Below are 22,299 nucleotides of genomic sequence, written 5' to 3' on the forward strand. Positions count from 1 at the left end.
CCGTTGATTGCGGATGAGACCAAGTATAAATCGTCCGCAACCCGACGGCATGACCCCAAAGGGCTACTCCGGCGAAAAAAAGATGGCGATCCGAAGGCGGCCCGCCGCTCTACCCGTCCACCAGCCCCCGTTCGTACGCATAACGGGTCAGCTGCACCCGGTTGTCCAAATGCAGCTTTTGCAAAATATTTTTGAGATGGTTTTTGACCGTATTTTCGGACAGGCCGAGACCGGCGGCGATTTCGCGATTCGTCCGGCCCCTGGCCACCTCCAGCAAAATTTCCTTCTCCCGCGGCGTCAGCCCCTCGCGCATGGCGGTTTCGCCGTCCGCGCCCGCTCTCCCCCGCGCCGGCGAAACCGGCGGCTGGGGCCTTGCGGCGAACTCCCGCAAAATCGACATCGCCAGATCCGGGTTCAGCGGCGCTTCGTCCAGGGCCACCGCACGCAAATATTCGCGCCAGGACGAAGGCTCCAGGTTTTTGAGCAAGTAGCCTTGGGCGCCCTTTTTCAGCGCTTCGAACAGGTGGGCCGGCTCGTCGGACACCGTCACCATGACGATTTTGACGTCGGGATAGGCGCCCTTGATCGCTTTCGCCGCCTCGAGCCCTCCCATCCCGGGCATGGAAATGTCCATCAGCACGAGCTCCGGCGTCGTCTCGTCCATCAGCTCGAGCGCCTCCTCGCCGCTGGCCGCTTCCCCGACGACGACAAAGTCGCGGTCGGACGCCACGATTTCCCGCATCCCTTGCCGCGCGTGAGGGTGGTCATCGACGAGCAGCACGCGAAACGGCTGATTCATCGCCTCTTCTCCCTTTCTTCGTCAATTCGATTACCGTACGGTCTCCACGCCGCTCCGCCGCCAGCGTCCAGCCCATCTTCCCCGCGCGATCGCGCACCATGCGCAGGCCGAACCGCCCCGGAGCCGCGAACGGGTCGCCCCCGAACCCGATGCCGTCGTCCTCGACGCGGCAGCGAAAGCCTCCGCCTTCGACCGGTTCGCCGACGACCGTCACGTTTTGCGCCCGCGCATGCTTGCGGACGTTCAGCAGCGCTTCCCGCAGGCAGGCGTGCAGCTCGACCTTTTCCTTGCCGGACAAGCTTTCGTCCGGAATCGTCCAGCGAAAATCCGCCTCGGCGTCGAGAACGCCCGCCGTCTCTCCGAGCAGCTCGCGCAAGGGGAGCACCCAGGCGGCGTCCGCCGCCGACGGCGGCAGCCGCAAATTGGCGATCGCCTGCCGCACGTCCTCGTGCATGACCCGGACCGTCTCGCGAATCTGTCCGGTAAGCTTGCGCACGGGCGGCTCGCACGCGGCTCGATCCAGCTGGTCGAGCTTGACCGCGAGCAGAAACAGCGACTGAGCGATGCCGTCGTGCAGCTGCCGCGCCAGCTGTTCCCGCTCTTCGAGCGCCGCCTTGGTCGCTTTCTCCCGCTGCAGCTCGCTCTGCGACTGCTCCATGCGCCGGAACAGCCCCGGCACGAGCGCCAGCGTCACCGCAAGCACGATGAACGGAGCCAGCAAGTTGCCGAGCTCCATCGACAAATAGGGCAGCAAAAACGCATGCCGCACGTACTCCCACAGCCCGATTGTCAGCGTGGGAATCCCGATGATCAGCCATTTGATCCGCTTGTCGCGCATGACGGCTCCCTCTTTCGCATCCGGCCGGCTGCCTCCGCCTTCCGGCCGGTTCAATAAATCCGAAACTCCGTTTCGCGCACGAGCTCGTTGCTTTCCGAATCCGTCACCCGCACCTGCGCCTTCCATTTTCCCGCAAAGGGCAAATACGAGCCTTGCGCGCGGTAGGTCGCTTTTTCATAGCCGGCAAAATCGTCCAGCTCCTCATCCTCGTACGCTTCGAGCGGAACGTCGATCGCGCCGACGTCGTCCCGCCCTTCGGGCATCAGGCGCAGCAGCGCTTGCTTGGGCAGTCCCAGCTCCTCCGGCAGCCATATTTTCAACGTAAACGCGTTTTCCCCAGGGGCGTTCGGCGCGATTCGCAGCGTCAGGTGCATCTCTTCGCCCATCTCGTGATAATGCAGCGGGGCGTTCGAGGGCAGCGGATTTTGATACGTCAGAATGCCGACGCACAGCACGATCGCTCCGAACAGGCCGATGTCGAGCTTCAGCAGTCCGCCGCCGGGAAGATTCCCTTTGCGCAGCCTGAGCCGGATCAAAAAGGCGGCGATGACAACAAGCGCGGACAGCGCCGTTTTGGCGATCAGCCATTTGCCCCAGGACGTGTAGAGCAAATAAGAAAGCGAAGGCAAATATTTCAAAACGCTAAGCGTCCCCGTGATCCAAAGCGCGACAAACGAAAGGAGCGCCCACCTGGAAAACAGCAGGGCAAACCGTCCCGCCTCCGTCCGCTCCTTGCTCCATACGAGAATAAGCAGCGCAAGTCCTCCGCCCCACAATGCGGCTCCAAGCAGGTGGACGAAATCGAGCCCGACCGAATACCCGATCGGCGAAAAAGCCGCCGCGTGGCCGCTCCAGGCCTCGGCGAACAGCGCAGCGGCCGCCCAGAAGAGGCGGGCGTACGCCCCGAGCGACCGAAGCAGCGTCGCCGCGACCGCGAGCAGCAGCTCGGCCAGGTACAGCCGGCCGATCGTCGTCTGAATCAGGATGCGGCCCCATTCGGACATCGGCTCGCCCTGCGCAAGTTCGCTTACATGCAGAACGGCGTAAGCGAGCGTCGCGCAAAGCGCGAATTTCCCCATGAAGCCGAGAGCCGCTTCGCGCCGCTCCCGCACGACCGGCGAAGCTCCGCGCGAAAGGCTCCACAGCGCCAGCCCGGCCGTCAGGAGCAGGCCCGCGTAATAGGCGATTCTCGTCGCGTAAAGAACGAATGCCCGGTCGCCCAGCATGTGCTCGCCGTGCCCGTCATGTCCGACCTGGGCGTGAGGATCCAGCCGGTCGGACGTCGTCGCGGCCGGCGGATTGCCGACGGTGAACACGTAGGCCCCGGAAACCGGATGGCCGTCGGCGGAAATGACGCTGTACGACACCGTATAATGGCCCTCTTCAAGCTTCGGAAGGCTGAGCCTCAAGCCTTTTCCCTGTTCGAAACGCTCCGGCTCCGCGTCCGTAACGGACTTCGAAGCGTCATCCAGCACGCGAAGCGAGTATCCGGTGCCGTCCAGCCGCTCGTTGAAGAGCAGCTCGACGGCCTCGGGTGCGGACGCGAGTTTCGCGTCTTGCGCGGGCGAAGCCTGTTCCAGCGTCGCATGCGCGAAAGCGGAAGGAGCCGACAGCCCGATGGCCCCGGCCCAAAAAACGATGAACGCGACAAAGCGCCGCAGCGCCGGCAAAGCGGCCGCATGCTTGCGCCCGTAAGCTGATGCAGTCGACACGAACGAAACCCCTCTTTCGAAAAATCCAAAAATTTCCGCAATCCTTGGACCCTGTCACCGTCCATCGTACCCGAACGCGTCCCTTCGTTCAACTGCCGGAAAAGAATTGTTGCATAAATATTCTTTCGAATGTATAGTTATTGACGACAACCGCATACCGGAAAAGATGGCGACGCAGCTTCCGGCGCTCGTGAAGAGCGCTTGAAGCGGTGAGCGGATGAAAAGGGAAGCCGGTGAGAGTCCGGCGCGGTCCCGCCACTGTAACGGGGGCAAAGGCGCGATATGCGCGCGGCCTTTGGAACCCGAAGCCAGGGATACCTGCCGTCTTTTCTCAAGCCAAGGAACCTACGGTCGATAGGGATGATCCGGCACATCTGATTTGACGTTCTGGACGTCTATTTCGGCATGCCCGTCCTTCCGAAGCTGGGAGGCGGGCATGCCTTTTTTGCTTGCGGCGCCCGGATGTCGGTTGATCAACATTTTGCGAGAGGTGTGGTTTGCGTATGTCTATCGTGGCAACCGCCGCGCTCGGGTATCCCCGAATCGGGGAAAACCGGGAATGGAAAAAAAGCCTGGAGCGCTTCTGGAGCGGAAAGTCGGGCGAAAACGAATTCAGGGAGGAGCAGGCGGAGCTTAGAATCCGCCGGCTGCTGCGGATGAAACGGTCGGGCGTCGCCGTTCTGCCGTCCGGGGACTATTCCCTGTACGACGGCATTCTCGATCATACGGTCGCCTTCGATCTCGTCCCGGAACGATTCCGGGATCTCGGCGCTCCCGGCTCGCTTGAAGTCTACTTCGCCGTCGCCCGCGGCGCGGAAGGAAAGCCCGCTTCCGAAATGACGAAGTGGTTCGACACCAACTATCACTATATCGTGCCCGAGCTGGGCGACCGCCGCGAGCCCCGGCTCGCGTTCAATCCCTGGCTCGACGCTTTCAACGAAGCGAAGGAAAAAGCCGGCCTTCTGACCCGTCCGGTTATCGTCGGCCCCTACACCTATGTCCGGCTGGCCAAAGGGGTGGCCGCCGGGGAATTCGCGGATCGGGTTCGCCGCCTCGTGCCGGTCTACTCGGAAGTTCTCGCCCAGCTGGCGGACGCCGGGGCCGTCTGGGTGCAAATGGACGAACCTTCGCTCGTCACGGACGTGCCGGAAGAGCATCTGCCGCTGATCGACGAGGTTTATGCGGCGCTTTCGTCCGTCCGGCCGAATTTGAAACTGATGCTGCAGACGTATTTCGCCGCGGCGGAGTTTCCGAAGCGGCTGCTCGCGCTGCCCGTCGGCGGCATCGGGCTCGATTTCGCGCGGGACGGAGGCGCGAATCTGGAGGCGCTCCGGCAGGAAGGCTGGCCCGCGGACAAAACGCTCGGTGCCGGCATCGTTGACGGACGCGGCATTTGGCGCGCCGATCCCGACCGCGCTCTCGCCCTGCTCGGCGAGCTGGCGGCGATCGTGTCCCCGGAGCGGCTCGTCGTGCAGACGTCGTGCAGCCTGCTGCACGCGCCCGTGACCGCCTCCGCGGAACGCAGCGGCGACCCGGTTGTGCGCGCCGCCTTCGCCTTTGCCGACGAGAAGCTGCGCGAGCTCGTCGATCTTGCCGACGCGCTCGGCTCGCGCCTGGCCGCCGGCGCCGACAGCGGCAGCGCCGCGCTGCCGGCGCGGCTGGAGGAGAGCCGCGCGGCTTTGGCCGCGCTGCGCGCTCATCCGGCGCGCGGCCGGGAAGCGGCCGGCGCGCGGGCGGATTCGGCGCCGGAGCGGGCGCCGTACGAGCGGCGCCGCGAGCTGCAGCAGGCGCGGTTCGGGCTGCCTCCGCTGCCGACGACGACGATCGGCAGCCTGCCGCAGACGGACGATATTCGCCGCGCCCGGCTGGAATGGCGGAAAGGAAAGCTGGCGGAAGGCGATTATCGCCGCCTGCTGAAGGAAAAAACCGGGCTGTGGATTCGCCGCCAGGAGGAGCTTGGCCTCGATGTCCTCGTGCACGGCGAATTCGAGCGGACGGACATGGTCGAGCACTTTGCCATGCTGCTGGACGGGTATCATTTTACCGACAACGGCTGGGTGCAATCGTACGGCTCCCGCTGCGTCAAGCCGCCCGTTATTTTCGGGGACGTGATGGACAAAGGCCCGATGACGCTGGAGGACACCGTCTACGCCCAATCGCTTTCTTCCCGTCCGGTGAAAGGCATGCTGACCGGCCCGATCACGATGCTCGCCTGGTCGTTCAGCCGCGAAGACCTGCCGCAAAGCCGGATCGCCGACCAGATCGCCAGGGCGCTGAACGCGGAAGTGCTCCGTCTCGAAGCCGCCGGCATCGGCATGATCCAGGTGGACGAGCCGGCGCTGCGGGAAATCGCCCCGCTGAAGCGACGCGAATGGACGGCCTACTTCGAATGGGCGGTCCGGGCTTTCCGCCGCAGCGTAGCCGGCGTGGCCGACGACACCCAAATTCATACGCATATGTGCTACTGCGATTTCCATGAAATTATCGACGCGATCCAGGCGATGGATGCGGACGTCATTTCGCTCGAAACGTCGCGCAGCCACGGCGCCCTGATCGAGGCGCTCCGCGGCGAGCCTTACGGCAACGGCATCGGGCTTGGCGTATACGACATCCACAGCCCGGTCGTGCCGGGCAGCGGCGACATGCTGGCCGTCATCCGCGCCGCCCTGGAGGTCGTGCCGGCCGACCGGCTGTGGATCAACCCGGACTGCGGCCTCAAGACGCGCAGCGAAAGCGAAACGCTCAAGGCGCTTCGCGAAATGACGGCCGCGGCCGAGCAGGCTCGCCGGGAGCTGCCCGCGACGTAAGCGCCGGCCGGGTTGGCCCGCCGGAGCCGCTCGTGACGCCAGCTGCCAGCCGTCTTGACCCGCCTGAAGCTTCCAGCGGCATAAGCTGCCGGACGCCTTAACTCGCCGGAATGCTCGCGACGCAAGCCGTCGGACATCTTGGCCCGTCGGGAGCTTCCCTCGACGTACTTAAATTGCCTGCCATCTTGGCTGGCCGGGAGCTGCCCGCGACGCAAGCTGCCGGACCAGTTGTCCCGCCTGAAGCTTTCAGCTGCCGGACGCCTCGGCCCGATGGGAGCTGCCCCGGCACCCATGCTGCCCTTGCGGCAGCCGGCGATGGTAGCGTGCAGCAATGCCGCGACGAAAAGGACCCCATTTCCGCCTGGATGCGGAATCGGGGTCTTTTCGTTCTTTTCGGGGCCACCCGTACGTTCGGGACGAAGTCCTCCCCACCGATGCCCGTCTCCGTTGGATTTTGTCCAACCGAGAGCCCCATTTTCACGACCCGCGCCGTCTTCGATGGATTTTGTCCAATCAAGCGACGCCCCTTTGCAAAATCTGCGCTAAATCCCCGTTCCTCGTTGGACAATATCCAACCTAGACAGCCCAATTCCCGAGTTTCGCTCTGCTGATTGGATGAAATCCAGCGTAGGCGATGCCGCGGCATTTGCCGACAGCATTATGCGTTCGCCTCTGGCCTCCTGGGGCCGCCTCCCGTTCGGGTCGGCATGGGCGGTTTGTACCCTGCGGGTGTCAGAAGCCTCTCCCGTCCTGGTATTTGTCCGCCCACGCGTCGAAATCCGCGAACGCCAGCCCGCGCGAATCGGGCCAAATGTAAGTCCAGCCCGCGCAATCCGGGCGGTCCGCGTCGCGCACCCATACCCGCTCGTAGTCGTTCGTTTCCTCGATCCCGTAAAATTCCTCGTACGCGTCGATCTCGGCCAAGGCGGCCCCGCTCAGCTCGCACCACAATCCGCGCACGAAGCGGTCTTCCCCGCCGGTCCCCGGCACCAACGCCGGATACGCCCCCGCATCGACCAGCCGTCCGCGCACGCGTCCCGGGAGGGGAGTCCCGCGCAAATAAGGCTCGAGAAGCCGATAACCCGCGAAGCCCGGCAGCAGCGTTCCGTATACGAACAAGCGGACGAGCGGCTCCTGCTCATCCAGGCCGGACCGTTCGATCCGTTTTTCCAAGCGCACGCCTCCTTCCCTATTTCCGCCGTATTTTACCGATGGTTCGTTATAAAGGGGACGTTGTCCGAATCCAATCTCTCGTTTGCAAAACGAACCTTGCAACGGCTACAATTTCGGTATGCCTGCGATTGGATTCAAATGGAGATTCGATTCAAATTGACCGACAAAACCGACAAAGGATGGGACCTATGGAAAGTTACGATTTGGCGTCATTGTCCGTCGCGCATTCGACCGGAAGCTGGGAGCTTGCTTTTTCCCAGGCTAAGCTGTTCGTCATTCAGGAATACGGCACCTTTCTTTGGTACATCGATGCGGAAGGCGTTTCCGACGAACGGCTGCTTGCGCATTTCGCCCAAACCGAGGATATCGGCGTTCGGGTCGAGGCGACGACGATCGGGGGACGCGTGTTGAAGGGCGACGCCTATTTCCATCCGAATCCGCAAAACAAAGCGGCCGCGATCCGCGGTCAAGGCGAACTTTCCGGCTATAACCCGAGCGCCGCGCGCTAAGCCGGGCTTGCCCCTGCCGGCATAACCCGAGCGCCGCGCGCTAAGCCGGGCTTGCCCCTGCCCGGCTATAATGAGCGCCGCGCGCTGAGCCGGCAACACCCCGATCCGACGCCCCAACCGAACATGGGGCACTCCATAGCGAAAACGGCCCTCCTTCCGGAGAGCCGTTTTCGCCTGCCGCGACGGCCGGATTACTTGGAATACACTTCCGGCGTCGTCATTTTATCGTAGAAATTGACGTATTCGTCGCGTTCGGCCGAAGCCCGGCACGCCATGGCGGAACGGGGATGCTCGTCCAGCGCGCCCGTCACCATGTACGGAATGAGGTAGCCCCATTCTTCCTTCTCGCGAAGCTTGACCATGTGGCGCTCGATCATGCCGAGCACGGGACGAAGGCTGTACTGGGGATTGTTCAGCTTCGCCAGCAGCAGCTCGGTCGGACAGTTGCCCGCCGCGCGGCCCATGCCGTACACGGAAGCGTCCAGCAGCTCGACGCCCATCTCCGCGGCGACAAGCGTGTTGGCGAACGCAAGCTGCATATTGTTGTGCGTATGGACGCCGAGGCGTTTCGTTTTCAGGTTGCGGCGGAACTTTTCCACCAAATAGCGGAAGTCGTCCGGATCGAGGCTGCCGTAAGAGTCGACGATGTAAACGACGTCGATCGGGCTGTCGGCGATCATCGCCAGCGATTCCGTCAGCTCGTTGTCCATCACGTTGGACAAGGCCATAATGTTGATCGTCGTTTCATATCCCCGATTATGGAACAAGGTGGCCAGCTCGATCGCCTTCGCCGTATCGCGCGCGTAGCAGGCGACGCGAATCAGGTCGAGCAGCGACTCGCTGCGGGGCAGCACGTCGTTTTCGTCGACGCGGCCGACATCGACCAGCGCGGAAAGCTTGGTGTTCTTTTTCTCGGGGATGACCTTGCGCAAAAAGTCGTCGTCCAAAAAGCGCCACGGACCGGCATTTTCCGCGCCTTTAAGCAGCTTGGGGGAATTTTTGTAGCCGATCTCCATGTATTCCACGCCGGCTTCGTTCAGCGAGTTGTACAAATCCTGAACGAATTCGACACTGAAATCCCAATTGTTGACCAGCCCGCCGTCGCGTATCGTGCAGTCGACGATCTGGCAATGATCCGTCTTGCGGTGTGCGGCCATATTGACAAAATCTCCTTTGCTTCGTGCTTGACTTGAGTCCGAAAGGAACTTGGTACCTAGTTTATAACGAAACGCGACCAATTAACAAGGGCTTTGTCCGACAGCCCGGGAAAAATCCGCGCAAGCGCGCCGAACCGCCGCGAGCCGTACGACGCTTTCCGTCCGTGCATTAAAAAGGCCCCTGCCGGCCGGGTATCCGATCGGGGGGGCCACATAAGCGTCAAGCAAAACGAAGCGTTACGCCTGCGCCTTGCCGGACAGCCACTCCGCTTCCTGGACGAGCTGGGCGACCGAACGATCTAGACGGGTCGTCGCTTCTTCGGCGATGTCCGCGCCGCCTTGGTCGTTCCAAACGACCTGGGTATCGAGAACGAAGACGCCCGTCAAAATGTTGCGCGCGCCGAGCACGGAAAAAACCGGCTTCATCGCGAAATCGATGGACAGAAGATGGGCGATCGTCCCGCCGACGGCGATCGGCAGCACGAGCTTGTTGTCCAGGCCCTTTTGCGGCAGCAGGTCGAGGAAAGCTTTAAGAATGCCCGTAAACGAAGCTTTGTAGACCGGCGTGGCGATAATCACGGCGTCGGCTTCCTCCACTTGCTTGTTGGCGGAGATAATCGCCTCGCTGTCGAAGCGCGCGTGGAGCAGATCTTCCGCGGGAAGATCGCGGACGTAAAGGACGGACACCTCGTTGCCCGACGCTTCCGTTTGGCTGCGAACCCGATCGACGACGGCGTGCAATCTGGACTTTTGAACCGGACTTCCGACGATAATGACAATTTTGGCCACTTTGATCACGTTCCTTTTCTCGCGAGACGTCAATTCCGATATAACCTCTAGGATTATATTGAATTATAACGTGCAAATATTCTGTCTTCAAGCTCAAGTTATCAAAAACATTTCGATAATGCAAATATTTCTGCCACGCGGTGTCGGGATGCATGCCGTTTCGTCCCTTTCGACGCTTGATGAGCATGAGACAAGTCCTGTATGATTTAGGAGTCGCCGGGAAGCCGGCCGACGGATTTGGAACCCCATTCGCTGCGAGAGGAACATCAACATGAATTCATATACGCTGAAAGTCGCGGGACTTGCGCGGGAACTTCCCGTAATTCCGATCACGGATAAGCTTTGCATCGCCAGCTTCGTCATTTTGGGAGATGCGGAGCTGGTCGAAAAGGCAGCCGAGGCGCTGGCCGGGAAGCTCCCGCCGGTCGATGCCATCGTGACCGCCGAAGCGAAAGGCATTCCGCTCGCCTACGAGCTTTCGAGAAGGCTCGGCCTCGGACGCTACGTCGTCGCCAGAAAAAGCGTCAAGCCTTACATGGCCGCCCCCCTGCTGCACAAAGTCGTTTCGATTACGACGCAGAAGGAGCAGGTACTGGCTTTGGACCGGGCAGACGCCGAGTTTTTGCGGGGCAAACGCGTCGCGATCGTCGACGACGTGATCAGCACGGGAGAATCGCTGCGCGCCCTGGAGGAGCTTGTCGGGCTGGCCGGCGGCATCGTCGAGGCGAAGGCGGCCATTTTGGCCGAAGGCGATGCGGCCGGCCGGGACGATATCGTTTTTCTGGAGAAGCTTCCTTTGTTTCCCCGTTGAACCGAAAGGACCGGGAGGAGCGATTGGGCGCGCTCCTGGCCCGGTCTTTTTCTAGCTGCGGATTTCGGCCCGGCAAGGACGAACGTTCAGCGAAAAAGACAGCGTCTTGTCCGGCCGCAGCAAGTATTGTTCGAGCGTCGGCGCGTAGCCGCAGCTGTGGTTGCCGAGGCCGCTTTGGGCGGCGTCGAGCTTGACGATCGTCTCGCCCAGCCTCGTCAGCAAATGAACGTGACTTGTCCGCATCAGGTCCTCGGTCGAATAGTGGTGCGCGCTGACGTTGAAGGGCCTGCCGCCGGATTCCGCGAAGCGCAGGCCGATTCCCGCGGCGTTCGTCACCGCAGCCCAGCGGACGTCGGCCTTGTTGCCGTTTTCCTGCGGCTTGACGTACGGCACGAACTGCTCCTGCACCGTTCCTCCGTAAACGCCGAGCTTCCCGCTTTCCTTGCGGTCGGCATAGCATTCGTGCGGCCCCCGGCCGAACCAGTCGAGCCGCTCGAAGCCGGCCGGCATCGACAGCTCGAAGCCGAAGCGGGGCAGCGGCGGAAGTCCTTCTCTCGGCTCGACGAGCGCCTCGAGCAGCAGCTCTCCGCCCGCCCGCACGGCAGCGGTCGTCCGCGCCCGGAACGCGACGCTTTCGCCCCTTGCGCCGATGACGGAATCGGCCGTGACGACCAGCTCGGAATCGCCCGTTTTTTTCACCGCTACATTCCGTACGTTGGTGATAAGGCGATCGTAGCCCGCCTTCGCCCATTCCTTGGCCATTCGCACGTCATTGTCGACCGGGGCCCGCCAGAAGTTCGGCTTCGGCCCCGAGGCGAGCATCGGGACTCCCTGAACGCGCCAATCGCAAAGCTGTCCCGTGCGCTTGTCGAACGTTATCGAAAAATCGCCGCCAAGCACGCGAACGTGCCGGCCGTCTTCTTCGACGCGAAGCGCCTCCCGCTTGCCGGACGCTTCTCCGGCGACGGTCGCCGTTATTACGCCGGAACGCGCCTCCTCCCGCTCCTTCGCGATGACGAACAGCGGCAAATCCGCCCACGCCGTTTCATGGCCCGCCTCCGCCCACGACGTCCCTTCGCGCAGAACGAAGCTCGCGTGAACCCAGTATTCGCCCGCTTCGGCGGGAAGCCGCTCCGGCAGCGGAATACGCACCGTCTCCGTCCCGCCCGGACCCGCGGAAAGAGCCGGAAGCTCGCCGTTCGCGATCGTTTCTCCGTCCCGCTTCAGCTCCCAAGCTCCCCGCAAATGGGAGAGCGTCAGCGTATCGTAACGGTTGCGGACCGTCCATTCGCCGGTTTCCGCGTTCCAGGCTTCCGTTTTGACGGGTTCGAGAACTTTTTTGTATTCCAGAAGGGAGGCTTTCGGCGCGCCGTCCGGAAACAGCAGGCCGTCCAGGCAGAAATTTCCGCTGTGCGGCTCTTCCCCGAAATCGCCCCCGTACGCGTAGTACGGTTCCCCGGTTTCCGTTTTTCGGCCGATCGCGAGGTCCGTCCATTCCCAGATCAGCCCGCCGAGCAGGCGCGGATACGCGTAGACGGCATCCCAGTACTCCCGCAAATTGCCGGTGGAATTTCCCATCGCATGTCCGTATTCGACCATTAAATAAGGACGGCTGTCCGGCTTGTTCGCTTCGGCGATCAGCATGTCGACGGACGGGTACATCGTGCTGACGATATCGACGATCGGCGCGTCGTACGCCCGCTCGTAATGGATCGGCCGGGTCGGATCGGCCTCGCGCACCCATGCCGCCATCGCGTCGTGATTCGGGCCGTAGCCCGACTCGTTGCCGAGCGACCAGACGATGACCGACGGAAAATTGCGATCCCGCTCCACCATTCGTCTGGCTCTGTCGATATAGGCGGCCGTCCAGTCCGGATGCTTGGACAGATAGCTTTCCGCCGCCCCTTTCGCAAACCCCGGCGTCTCCTGGTTGACGCGCTCGCCGGTAAACGCGAAGCCGTGCGTTTCCAAATCCGCCTCGTCGATGACGTAGAGCCCGTGCCGGTCGCACAGCTCCAGAAAGCGGGGATCGTTCGGGTAGTGGGACAGCCGGACCGTGTTGATATGATGCCTTTTCATGAGCACGACGTCCCGCTCCATCTGCTCGACGGATACCGCAAAGCCGCGCCAGGGATCGAATTCGTTGCGATTCACGCCCTTGACGACGATCGGCCGGCCGTTGACGAGCAGCTTTCCGTCCGCGATCCGGACCGTTCGGAAGCCGACGGCGATTCGTTTGACTTCCATTATGCGTCCGTCCGGATCCGTCAACGTCAGCAAAAGCGCGTACAAATAAGGCGTTTCCGCCGTCCAGAGGTTCGGTGCCGAGAGCTTTTCGCCGAGCGTCACGGTCCGTTCCTCTCCCGGAAGCGGAGCCGGAGATACGCTTAGCGTCCGGTCCAGCACCGGGCGGTCGTCCGCATCCAGCAGTTCGATCCGCAAACGGCAGGAAGGCTGCTCATGCCGCGAAAGATTGGCGACGGCCAGCGACACGCTCAGCTCCGCGTCGCCTCCCTTCTCGTTCGCGTCCGTCCTCACCTTCGCGTCCCGAATCGTAACCGGGGCCGGCGCCAGCAAGTACACATCCCGGAAAATGCCGCTCAGCCGCCATTTGTCCTGGCTTTCCAGGTAACTGCCGTCCGACCATTGATACACTTTGACCGCGAGAACGTTGTCCCCGGAAACGAGCCGGTCCGTAATCTCGAATTCGGCGGCCATATGGCTGCCCTGGCTATAGCCGGCAAGCTCGCCGTTCACCCAAACGTGAAAAGCGGAATCGACCCCTTCGAACACGAGCAGGACGCTGCGGCCTTCCCAGGCTTCGCCGAGGCGGAACGCGGTCCGGTAGCAGCCCGTCGGGTTGTCCGCCGGCACATGCGGCGGGTCGACCGGGAACGGATACGGACAGCTGCTGTAGTGCGGACGTCCGTACCCGTGCAGCTGCCAATTGCCCGGCACGGGCAGCGTCGCCCACTCGTCGTCCGCGTAATCCGGCGCTTCGAACCGCGCGGGAGCCTCTTCGGGGGACTCGCAGTACCGAAACTTCCAATCGCCGTTCAACAAACGGAAAAAAGGAGACGCCTCGCGCGGCTCCTTCAGGGCCGACTCGCGGCCGGCGTAAGGAATCATATAGGCATGGGGGCCTCCGCGTTTCGCGCGAGGACGTCCGGGTTCATCCAATCGGGCCTGCTCGCTTGCGCCGTCGGCGCTTCCTGCATGGCATTTTCCTCCTTTTGGGGCGCGGCTTCCGTGTATTCCGTCCGGGTTTGCGGCCCGGTTCAGGTTCTATTCCCCTCGCCGCACTTTTTCGAAAAAACGGTCTCCGCCGACCTGCCCGCCCTTCAGCACCAGCTCCAGGCCGTCGAACGCAGAGTCGTTCGAAAAAGCCCGGCACAGCGGAGCGCCCGGGGCGAGCGCGGACACGCATTCGAGCGCGTAGATGCCAAGCTCCCGGGTGACGTAGCCGGACGTGTCTCCGCCTGCGATGAGCACGCGCTTCAGTTCCGTTTCCGCCGCAAGCGTCCGGGTCAGCGAGCCCAGCTCCGCCCCGAGCACGCGGCTGCTGTCCTCGGCTCGCATGCCCTGGCCCTCGAGCGCCCGACGAAGCTCGGCGATGCTCGGGTCGCCGGGGCCGGAGGCGGAGTACAGCACGACGCTGCGGCCCGCGAGCAGCCGAGACTTCGCCTCCTCCAGCAGCCGCAGCCTCGCCGCTTCGGCGCTGTCCGGACGGATCAGCTCGTGCGCCGGCACCCGAATGCCGACAAAGCCGGCGTCCAGGGCTTGAGCGATCTGCTTCTCCGTTACCGGGGAGCAGCTGCCGGAGACGACAAGGAGCCGGTCGACGGAGCCGACGGCTTGTCGCTCCCGGTTTCCGGCCTGAACTCCGCCGTTCTTCGCATCCGCCGCGAGAGCTGCGGGCCCGCCAGGGCCCCCGTCTTCCCGCCAGCAGGCGCCGAGCGCATACTCGACGCCGGAAGAACCGACGACGAACAAGGCGTCCGAACGTTCGGCCTCCTCCAGGATCAGGCGTCCCGCCGTCCGCAGGCGCTCCTCGTCGAAGGCGTCGAACAGGACGATGTCCGGCGATTCGGCTTTAAGCCGCGCTTCGAGGCGGGCGCGCACGTCTTCGACGGCCCCGTCCAACGCCAAAATGTCCATCAGCGCCGTCCTCAGCTTCGTCTGCCCGGACAGATGAAGGCGCAAATCCGACTCCGCCATCGGCGTCACCGGGTGGCGGGACATCGTCGGATGGCGGTCAAGCCGGTACACGGCCTCGCCCGCCGCCGCGAAATGGTGGCCGAACAGCGTATATCGGCCCAAGTACGGCACGCCCGCAAGCAGCGGAACATAACGGCCGCCGAAAATATCGCGCCCGATCTCCGCCGCCTTGCCGATGCTGCCCGTGCCGGGCGACGAATCGAACGTGGAGCAGATTTTGTAATGCACGATCGCCGCGCCCGAGCGCTTCAGCGTTTCGAAAATCGGCCGCAATTCGCGCTCCATCTCGTCCGGCGACATCGACCGGCCGACGCCGGCCACGCCGAAGGCTTCCGCATCGGCAAACGGCCCGGCAAGCTGTTCCTCGGTCGGCGGCTCCAAAAACAACACCGATTTCAGCCCGGACCGGAACAGCGCCTCCAGCACGTCCGTCGACCCGGTAAAATCGTCGCCGTAATAGCAAATCGGCCGCCGGCGACGCTTGCTTTCCGCACCCGGCCCTGGATCCGGACCCGGCCCCGGGCGTATCGCTTCGTTTTCTTCCATGGCGCGATCAGCCCTTTCCGTATTTTTCTATCGCCCGCCGGAGGCTTGGATGGCTGCGCGCGTATTCGTCCAGCGGGATGCCCTTGACCGCCGCCTCCCAGCCGAGCTTCATGCTCTCGAAGCCGGCGGCCGGCCCGTCCGGATGCGCCAGCATGCCGCCGCCGGCGAGGTGCATGACGTCGACGCTGCCGGTCGCCTCGTAGGTCGCCGGGGCCGTGCCCGCCCACTGGGCGGAAGAGACGACGGGCATCGCGAGATAATCGCCGAACAGCGGAGTCGTGCACGCCGCGATCGAACGAAGCACCGATTCGTTGCTTTCGTAAAACTTGCTGTTCAGGCCGTTGACGTGCAGCTGGTCCGCGCCGGCGAGCCGGCACAGCTTTTGATACGCGGTAAACTCGAAGCCGAGCAAAGGCGCACGCGTCATCATCCCCCATTGATTGCGGTGGCCGTGAATCGGCACCTCGCTATAGCCGTTCAAATGGGCCAGCCCGGCCAGCCCGACGCTCAAAATGCTCACCATGACGCACGTTCCGCCGGAGCTTACGACCAAATCGTGATTCGCCCGCAGCTCGTCGATGTCCCCCGTAATGTTGAACGCGTACATCAGCTTCCGTCCGGTGGCGTCGGCCGCGCGCTCCACCGCCTCCATCACCGTTTTGACCTTTTGTTCCAGCGGAAAATACGGCGGATTGGCGTTCAGCTCGTCATCCTTGATAAAATCCATGCCGGCGAGCGCCAAATCGTAGACGAGCTTGCCCAACTCCTCCGGCGACAAGCCGACGCTCGGCTTTACGATCGTGCCGAGAATCGGACGATCGTAAACGCCCGTCAGCCGCCGCGTGCCTTCGATGCCGAATTTCGGTCCCGGATAACGGGACGCGAACGCCGCGGGCAGCTCCAAATCGACGAGCCGAAGGCCGGACAGCTCCTGCAGCTCGTACAAATTGCCCGCTACCGCCGACATCAGGTTCGGAATCGACGGGCCGAAATTGCGCAGCGGGAACGAGACCGTGATTTTTCCCCGCCGGTACTTCCCGTCATGCGCCTTCGGCAGCTTGGCGCCGGGCAGCGAAGGCGCGTCCGTCTCCTCCAGCGTCTCCACCGCTTCCACTCGGGCGGCATGCTTCTCCTTCAGCGCCTCCGTTTCGCCGGGCACCGCCGTAAACGTCCCGGTCGACTGCTCCCCGGCGATAATTTCCGCCGCCTTTTCCAGCGAAAAAGGCGTCTCCGCCAAATAAACCGCCTTTACGCGCTCCTCGCTCATTTTTTCGCTCCCCCTTTGACGCATCAACTTTTATCCTGAACGTGCACCGGATGCGCTACATCGGTCATTTATCGCCGCAGCCCGCCCATGTAGCGCACTAGGTGCATCACATCGGCTCATTCCGCACAGCTGGCCGCCCATGTAGCGCACGGGGTGCGCCACATCGGCTCGTTTCTCGCCGCAGCCCGCCCATGTAGCGCACGGGGTGCGCCACATCGGCTCATTCCCCGCCGCTGCTTGCCCATGTAGCGCACGGGGTGCGCCACATCGGCTCATTCCCCGCCGCTGCCCGCCCATGTAGCGCACGGGGTGCACCACATCGGCTCATTCCCCGCCGCTGCTTGCCCATGTAGCGCACGGGGTGCGCCACATCGGCTCATTCCCCGCCGCTGCCCGCCCATGTAGCGCACGGGGTGCACCACATCGGCTCATTCCCCGCCGCTGCTTGCCCATGTAGCGCACGGGGTGCACCACATCGGCTCATTCCCCGCCGCTGCTTGCCCATGTAGCGCACTAGGTGCGCCACATCGGCTCATTTCGCACAGCTCGCCGCCCATATAGCGCACGGGGTGCATCACATCGGCTCATTCCGCACAGCTGGCCGCCCATGTAGCGCACGGGGTGCGCCACATCGGCTCATTCCGCACAGCTGGCCGCCCATGTAGCGCACTAGGTGCGCCACATCGGCTCGTTTCTCGCCGCAGCCCGCCCATGTAGCGCACGGGGTGCGCCACATCGGCTCATTCCCCGCCGCTGCTTGCCCATGTAGCGCACGGGGTGCGCCACATCGGCTCATTCCCCGCCGCTGCCCGCCCATGTAGCGCACGGGGTGCGCCACATCGGCTCGTTTCTCGCCGCACCCCGCCATGTAGCGCACCGGGTGCGCCACATCGGCCTATTCCCGTATCGCCGTCACGCCATACAGGGGACTGGCTCCCCTTCTTGCGTTAACTCGGTCGCAAGGCGCCTGACCCGCGATCCGGTTGCTCCGCACCGAACCGATCAGCAAACCGGCGCCTGCCCGCCGCCGAGTTCGGCGCCGAAGCGCGGGGCGGCGCTGTCGGACGTCGCTTGCCGCTCCTCCTGTCCGCCGCCCCTTCCGTGCCGCCTTGCCCGGCAGGCTCCCCCCGGCTCAGCCGTTCCAGCGTCTCTTTCACCTGCTCGACGCCGAGCCGCGGACTGGACAGCACCGGCTTGCCCGTCGCCTCGGCCAGCGCCTTCTCCATCCGCGCCATCGAGCCTTGCGCGAGCACGATCGCATCCGCATCCTGCGCGACGCGCAGCGCGGTCTCGAGCAAAATGCGGTCGTGCTCCTCCGGGTTCCCGCCGGTCAGCGCTTCGAACGCTCCCGCCGCAAGCCCGTTCACGAGCGCGACCTCGCGCCCCGCTTCGGCCGCTTTCCTCTCGATCAGGCGCATCGTCGGCCGAAGCGTCGACGGCAGCGTGGCCAAAACGGCGACTCGGCCGTACGCCGAGGCCGCTTTGGCGGCCATCGCGTCGTCGATTTTGACGATCGGGATGCCGATCAGCTTGCGCGCGTCGTCGGCCGCTTCGCCGACCGACGAGCACGTATTCAAGATCACGTCGGCGCCCAGCTCCTCGCCGTGATGAAAATATTGCACCAGCCTGCGCGCAACCCCCGGGGGAACGCTCCCCGCCTTGACGACGTCCCCGATGAGGGAATCGTCGATAATGTTGACCAGCCGTACGTCCGGCAGCACCTCTTTGAAAACGGCCTTCAACGGATCGGCCAACCCCTGGCCCGTATAGACGGCAACAACGGTTTTCATCGCAAAACTCCTCCTTCTATGGATCTATCCGCGATTCTCTGGCGATTGAGCCGAATCGTCTTTTCGTTATCCGTACGGCAACTCGTATGAAAACCTGCAAATTATATCCGCTGATGCATCCGCCTGAATGCCCGATACCGCGTCAAGACAGCCCAAAAGCAGCGGGCCTAAGCCCGCCGCCCGGCATTACCATACGATTTCGTTTTCCAGCCGCCGGTAGTCGCCTTCGCGCATCGGCGCCGTGTCGTACACCTTGCGTCCGCTGTAAAACGGATGGTGCCGCCCTTCCGGAGAAATGCCGACGACGTCGTCGCCGCGCCATTGCGTCAAAAACGTTTGGCCGATCGCCGTTTCGACGGTCGTCCGCTCGTCCAGCGGGAACGTGACGGTAATCGTTTCTCCCGCGCAGGCCCGGCCCAGCAGCAGGAAGTGTTCCTTCACCCAGCTGCTCGGATCCATGCCGCGGCCTTCCGTCACGCTGCCTCCCCGTTCGCGAACGATCCGCACCTTCGCATAGCCGGCCCATTCGGGAATGCGGATTTGCAGCTCGGGAATGTCCCGATGAACGTGCAGCACGACTTTTCCTTCATGCGGCAAATAGCTGTCGACGTCGAGCCAGACGGAGCCGCGGTTCAGCAGAAAATTGACGCTGACCGTCCCCTTCGATTCCGTCACCGTGTTGCTCCAGCCCATGTACAGGCCGCGGGTGCCCGAGCCGAGACAGCAAATTTGCAAATCGTTCGTGTGGCCCGGCCGTGATTGACGTCGCAGCAAAAATCGTTCGGCGCGGAATAGCCCGCAAAGGCGCCGCGCGTGCGCTTCGCCACGTCGGTATAGCTGATTTTGCCCGGGATGTTGCCGGACTTGTCGTCCGTCTCCTGCACCCAATCGAGATCGAGCAGCTGCGACTCGGCCAGATGGTTGCGCAGAAACCGCTCGACCGTTCCCCAATATTTCGCGTAGCCGCTCTTCGCCAGCGTAATGCCCGTCGCGATGAGGTCGACGAGCGAGCACGTTTCGTGCTCGTACGCCTGCTCTTTCAAGTCGCCCGGCGTCCACCCGAACGCGGTGCACTTGGTCAGCGCCCAGGCGTAGCTTTTCTCGACCCAGGCGATCAGCTTCGCGTCGCCCGTAAACGCGCCGAAGCGCGCGATCGCGTCCAGCGTGCCGAGGCGCGTATGGAAGTGGCCGCTCCGGTACGCCAGCGCGTCGTTGAAGCTGCCGTCCTCGTTGAACACGCCGCTGCGCTCGACGATGAGCGCCGTAAAGAACCGGCACAGCTCGAAAGCGTCCGGATTGCCCGTCACCTCGTGATATTTGAGCAGCGGCATGATGAGGCGCCCGCAAAAAGCGGCCGGATCGGGCGCAAGCCTGAGCAGCACCGCGTTTTTGGACGGCCAGCCGTCCTCCTTGTATTCGGACGCCGGGTAGTACCACACTTCGCGCTCCTTGATCGCGATCCGCTTCAGCGCGGCGACGTGGCGGTCGGCCGCCTCCTTGACCTTCGGGTCCCCGCTCGCTATGTACCAGGTCGTCAGCGACAGGATGACGGCGCGCTGGTCGATCAGGTTGGCGTTTTGCTCCCAGTCGTGGTTCGGATTGTGCTGGCGGTAGCTGAGGCCGTCTTCCTTGAAAAACGAAAGCAGATTTTCGCGATATTTGGCCTCGATATCCTCGCCGAGCGTTTCGCCCGACATATGCCGGGCCAAAATCATGCCGTCGATCATCCGGCCGTGGGACGAGCCGAAGTCCCAGTCTCCGTGCGTCATGTTCGCGGGACTCGACATCAGGTTGGCCGCAAAAAAAGGATAACCGTGAAAATCCGGATCGGACATGCCCGCCATCGCGTTCAGCGCGTGTCCCGCCCGTTCCTCCAGCATCAGCGTATCGGGAATAAGCCGTTTGGCCATTTTCCATCTCTCCTCTTCCGTAGTGGATTTGCATCGCTTGCCTTGCTTCCTGATGTTACGGCGAAAAAGTTCCGGCGCGGGAGCCGCATCCGTTTCGCAAAAGGCCGCCAAATGGCGTTAAGGCCGCCGGGCCCTGCTTTGCGTCTACGTTTTGCCGCAACCGGCGGCGCTTCGGAACTCTCCGATCGTCTTGCCGGTTTTCTTTTTGAAAATCTGGCTGAAATACCGGTAGTCCTCGTACCCGACCTTATGGGCGATTTCATAGTTTTTGTAGGTCGGCACCTTCATGAGCTCCATCGATTTCCGGATGCGGATATCCGCCAAATAATCGACGAAGGTGCTGCCGGTCGTCTTTTTGAACAGCCGGCTCAAATAGTCCGGATTGACGAACCGGCTCTCCGCGATATGCTGCAGCGAAAGCGGCTGGTCGTAATGCGTCTCGATCAGCTTCAGCACCTCGCGGACGATCTGCTCGCCTTGCGTCTCGCCCCGCCGCCCCGCCGCCTTCAGCACGGCGGGAATGATCTCGCCCGAGAACACCGCCCGCACCGATTCGGGGTCGACCCGCAGCCGCAGCGCTTCCGCAAGCGCCAGCGGGTGTTTGCCGCAGACGCTCTCCAGGCTCGTCTCGGCGGCGCGAAGCTGCCGCTCCAGCGCGTGAACGAGCAAAATCGCCCCCCGCTGCAGCTGGTCGACCGTCGCCGTTTCGCCGCTGATCGAAGCGAACAGCAGGTCGAATTCGCGCTCGGCCTCCTCCTTGTTTCCCAGCTGCAGCGCGAGCAGAAACGCTTGTTCCCGCTTCTGCGGGTAGGGCTGCAAAGACGAACCCGGCGGATCGGCGGCCGCCGCGAACAGGATTTTCTCCCTTTCGCCAAGCTGTCGCCCGGCAAGGGCGGCTTGCGCCTGCGCGTAAGCCCGGCGCAGGCGGCTCGCCTCGGCCGGCCCGACCTCGCTTGCGCCGATGCTGCAGCCGGAGCCGCCCTGCCGCTTCAGCTCGGCCTGGATGTCCGCGAGCAGCCGCTTCAGCTCGGGAGCCGGCAGCTTGCCCGCGGCAACGGCGCCGACCGCTTCGGGGCGGCCGTCCGGCGCGGGCGACAGCGCGAGCTGCCAGTCGCCGCCGAAGTAGAACGCCCGCTCCCGGCCGAACTTCTCCCGCAGCGCCCGCAGCCAGGCGGCCCCCCCGCCGTCCGCCGGGTAGCGGTCGGCCTGCGCCGCGAAGACGACCGCTTCCTTGCCCGCCCAGGAGGACGGCACCTCCCCCTCTTCATCCGAAGCGGTGCTTTCCCGCCTTGCGGGCTCCGTCCGTTCCGGGCGGCCCTCCCCTCCGGACCGTTCCGCATTTTCGGGACGCCCGCCCTCTTTCGAACGCGCCTCGGCCTCCGCACGTCCGACACGGGGCGAAAACGCCGGATGCTCCGGCTCCCGCGCCAGCAGCAAATCGCGGAACCAGCCGTCGCCCCGCCGGCCCTCCTCGGCCGCAAGACGCTCGCCGTCCCGGCGGTCCAGCTCCTCCAGCGCCTTTTCCAGCACGCTCGCAAGCTCCTCCTTTTTGACGGGCTTGAGCAAATAATCGAAGGCGTGGTGACGGATCGCCTGCTTCGTGTATTCGAAATCCGAATAACCGCTGACGACGATCGTGACGAGGCCCGGCATGGCGCCGCCCAGCATGGCGAGCAGCTGCTTGCCGTCCAGCCCCGGCATCCGCATGTCGAGGAACATCAGATCGGGCTTTAGCTCGAGCGCCATTTCAAAGGCGTCCTGGCCGTCGGCCGCTTCGCCGGCAAGCCGCAGGCCGAGCCGATCCCACGGGATCGATTGAACGAGCCCGCGCCGCACCCATTTTTCATCGTCGACCACCATCACTTTGCGCATATCCGCACCTCCGCTCCGTTTGCCGCATCCGCCGGTTTTCGCCATGCCGACCTTCCGCGCCCCATGCCCGCCGCCTGTCCGCGCCTCCTCGCCTGCCGCCG

The 22,299-nt window shown here is 63.6% G+C and carries 16 protein-coding genes and 1 riboswitch; of the genes, 3 read left to right on the forward strand and 13 right to left on the reverse strand.

Going from position 1 to position 22,299, the window contains the following annotated elements:
- Nucleotides 1-109: 109 nt before the first annotated feature.
- The 3 genes from JW799_RS00850 to JW799_RS00860 are packed head-to-tail and all read right to left on the reverse strand — an operon-like array spanning nt 110 to nt 3,349.
- Nucleotides 110-799, reverse strand: coding sequence for a response regulator (locus JW799_RS00850; protein WP_205428259.1), 690 nt, complete (start codon nt 797-799; stop codon nt 110-112).
- A complete protein-coding gene (locus tag JW799_RS00855) occupies nt 765-1,691 on the reverse strand; it encodes a sensor histidine kinase (protein ID WP_240353110.1) in 927 nt (308 codons plus the stop codon). The genes JW799_RS00850 and JW799_RS00855 overlap by 35 nt, the downstream gene beginning before the upstream one ends.
- Nucleotides 1,688-3,349 (reverse strand): copper resistance protein CopC, encoded by a 1,662-nt coding sequence (locus JW799_RS00860; RefSeq protein ID WP_205428260.1) that lies wholly within the window; start codon nt 3,347-3,349, stop codon nt 1,688-1,690. Before JW799_RS00860 ends, JW799_RS00855 begins: the two co-directional genes overlap by 4 nt.
- Before the next feature lie 190 nt (nt 3,350-3,539).
- Nucleotides 3,540-3,689, forward strand: a riboswitch (cobalamin riboswitch).
- A gap of 163 nt (nt 3,690-3,852) precedes the next feature.
- Between JW799_RS00860 and metE the strand changes: the two genes are divergently transcribed.
- Nucleotides 3,853-6,156: a 5-methyltetrahydropteroyltriglutamate--homocysteine S-methyltransferase gene (metE, locus tag JW799_RS00865; protein ID WP_205428261.1), complete on the forward strand. Its 2,304-nt coding sequence runs from the start codon at nt 3,853-3,855 to the stop codon at nt 6,154-6,156.
- Nucleotides 6,157-6,888: 732 nt separating this feature from the next.
- On the opposite strand, the gene JW799_RS00870 is transcribed toward metE, so the two are convergent.
- Nucleotides 6,889-7,329: a gamma-glutamylcyclotransferase family protein gene (locus JW799_RS00870; RefSeq protein ID WP_240353111.1), complete on the reverse strand. Its 441-nt coding sequence runs from the start codon at nt 7,327-7,329 to the stop codon at nt 6,889-6,891.
- 188 nt (nt 7,330-7,517) lie between these two features.
- Here JW799_RS00870 and JW799_RS00875 point away from each other — a divergent pair, with 188 nt between their 5' ends.
- Nucleotides 7,518-7,838 (forward strand): hypothetical protein, encoded by a 321-nt coding sequence (locus tag JW799_RS00875; protein ID WP_080836596.1) that lies wholly within the window; start codon nt 7,518-7,520, stop codon nt 7,836-7,838.
- A gap of 191 nt (nt 7,839-8,029) precedes the next feature.
- On the opposite strand, the gene JW799_RS00880 is transcribed toward JW799_RS00875, so the two are convergent.
- Both JW799_RS00880 and ssuE read right to left on the reverse strand, forming a co-directional pair.
- Nucleotides 8,030-8,995 carry an aldolase catalytic domain-containing protein gene (locus JW799_RS00880; RefSeq protein ID WP_080836595.1) on the reverse strand — a complete coding sequence of 322 codons (966 nt, stop codon included), beginning with the start codon at nt 8,993-8,995 and terminating at the stop codon, nt 8,030-8,032.
- A 237-nt stretch (nt 8,996-9,232) separates the two neighbouring features.
- The gene (gene ssuE, locus JW799_RS00885) at nt 9,233-9,784 is read right to left on the reverse strand and encodes an NADPH-dependent FMN reductase (RefSeq protein ID WP_080840853.1); all 552 of its coding nucleotides are present in this window, start codon (nt 9,782-9,784) and stop codon (nt 9,233-9,235) included.
- Between the two features lie 271 nt (nt 9,785-10,055).
- Between ssuE and JW799_RS00890 the strand changes: the two genes are divergently transcribed.
- A complete protein-coding gene (locus JW799_RS00890; protein WP_205428263.1) occupies nt 10,056-10,595 on the forward strand; it encodes a phosphoribosyltransferase family protein in 540 nt (179 codons plus the stop codon).
- Nucleotides 10,596-10,646: 51 nt separating this feature from the next.
- Here the strand turns inward: JW799_RS00890 and JW799_RS00895 are convergent, their stop codons facing one another.
- From JW799_RS00895 to JW799_RS00920, 7 genes are all read right to left on the reverse strand, one after another.
- On the reverse strand, nt 10,647-13,724 hold the full coding sequence (locus JW799_RS00895) for a glycoside hydrolase family 2 TIM barrel-domain containing protein (protein WP_205428264.1): 3,078 nt from the start codon (nt 13,722-13,724) through the stop codon (nt 10,647-10,649).
- Between the two features lie 156 nt (nt 13,725-13,880).
- Nucleotides 13,881-15,359 (reverse strand): four-carbon acid sugar kinase family protein, encoded by a 1,479-nt coding sequence (locus JW799_RS00900; protein ID WP_205428265.1) that lies wholly within the window; start codon nt 15,357-15,359, stop codon nt 13,881-13,883.
- A 7-nt stretch (nt 15,360-15,366) separates the two neighbouring features.
- Nucleotides 15,367-16,626 (reverse strand): ribulose-bisphosphate carboxylase large subunit family protein, encoded by a 1,260-nt coding sequence (locus tag JW799_RS00905; protein WP_080836587.1) that lies wholly within the window; start codon nt 16,624-16,626, stop codon nt 15,367-15,369.
- A gap of 947 nt (nt 16,627-17,573) precedes the next feature.
- Complete coding sequence (locus JW799_RS00910; protein WP_205428271.1) at nt 17,574-18,416, reverse strand: aspartate/glutamate racemase family protein; 843 nt, start codon at nt 18,414-18,416, stop codon at nt 17,574-17,576.
- A 186-nt stretch (nt 18,417-18,602) separates the two neighbouring features.
- Nucleotides 18,603-19,091 (reverse strand): hypothetical protein, encoded by a 489-nt coding sequence (locus tag JW799_RS28170; RefSeq protein WP_240353112.1) that lies wholly within the window; start codon nt 19,089-19,091, stop codon nt 18,603-18,605.
- A complete protein-coding gene (locus JW799_RS00915; protein WP_240353113.1) occupies nt 19,088-20,326 on the reverse strand; it encodes a hypothetical protein in 1,239 nt (412 codons plus the stop codon). Before JW799_RS00915 ends, JW799_RS28170 begins: the two co-directional genes overlap by 4 nt.
- 144 nt (nt 20,327-20,470) lie before the next feature.
- Complete coding sequence (locus tag JW799_RS00920; protein WP_205428275.1) at nt 20,471-22,198, reverse strand: response regulator transcription factor; 1,728 nt, start codon at nt 22,196-22,198, stop codon at nt 20,471-20,473.
- Between the last annotated feature and the right edge of the window lie 101 nt (nt 22,199-22,299).

Source organism: Cohnella algarum (assembly GCF_016937515.1).
GTDB classification, from domain to species: domain Bacteria; phylum Bacillota; class Bacilli; order Paenibacillales; family Paenibacillaceae; genus Cohnella; species Cohnella algarum.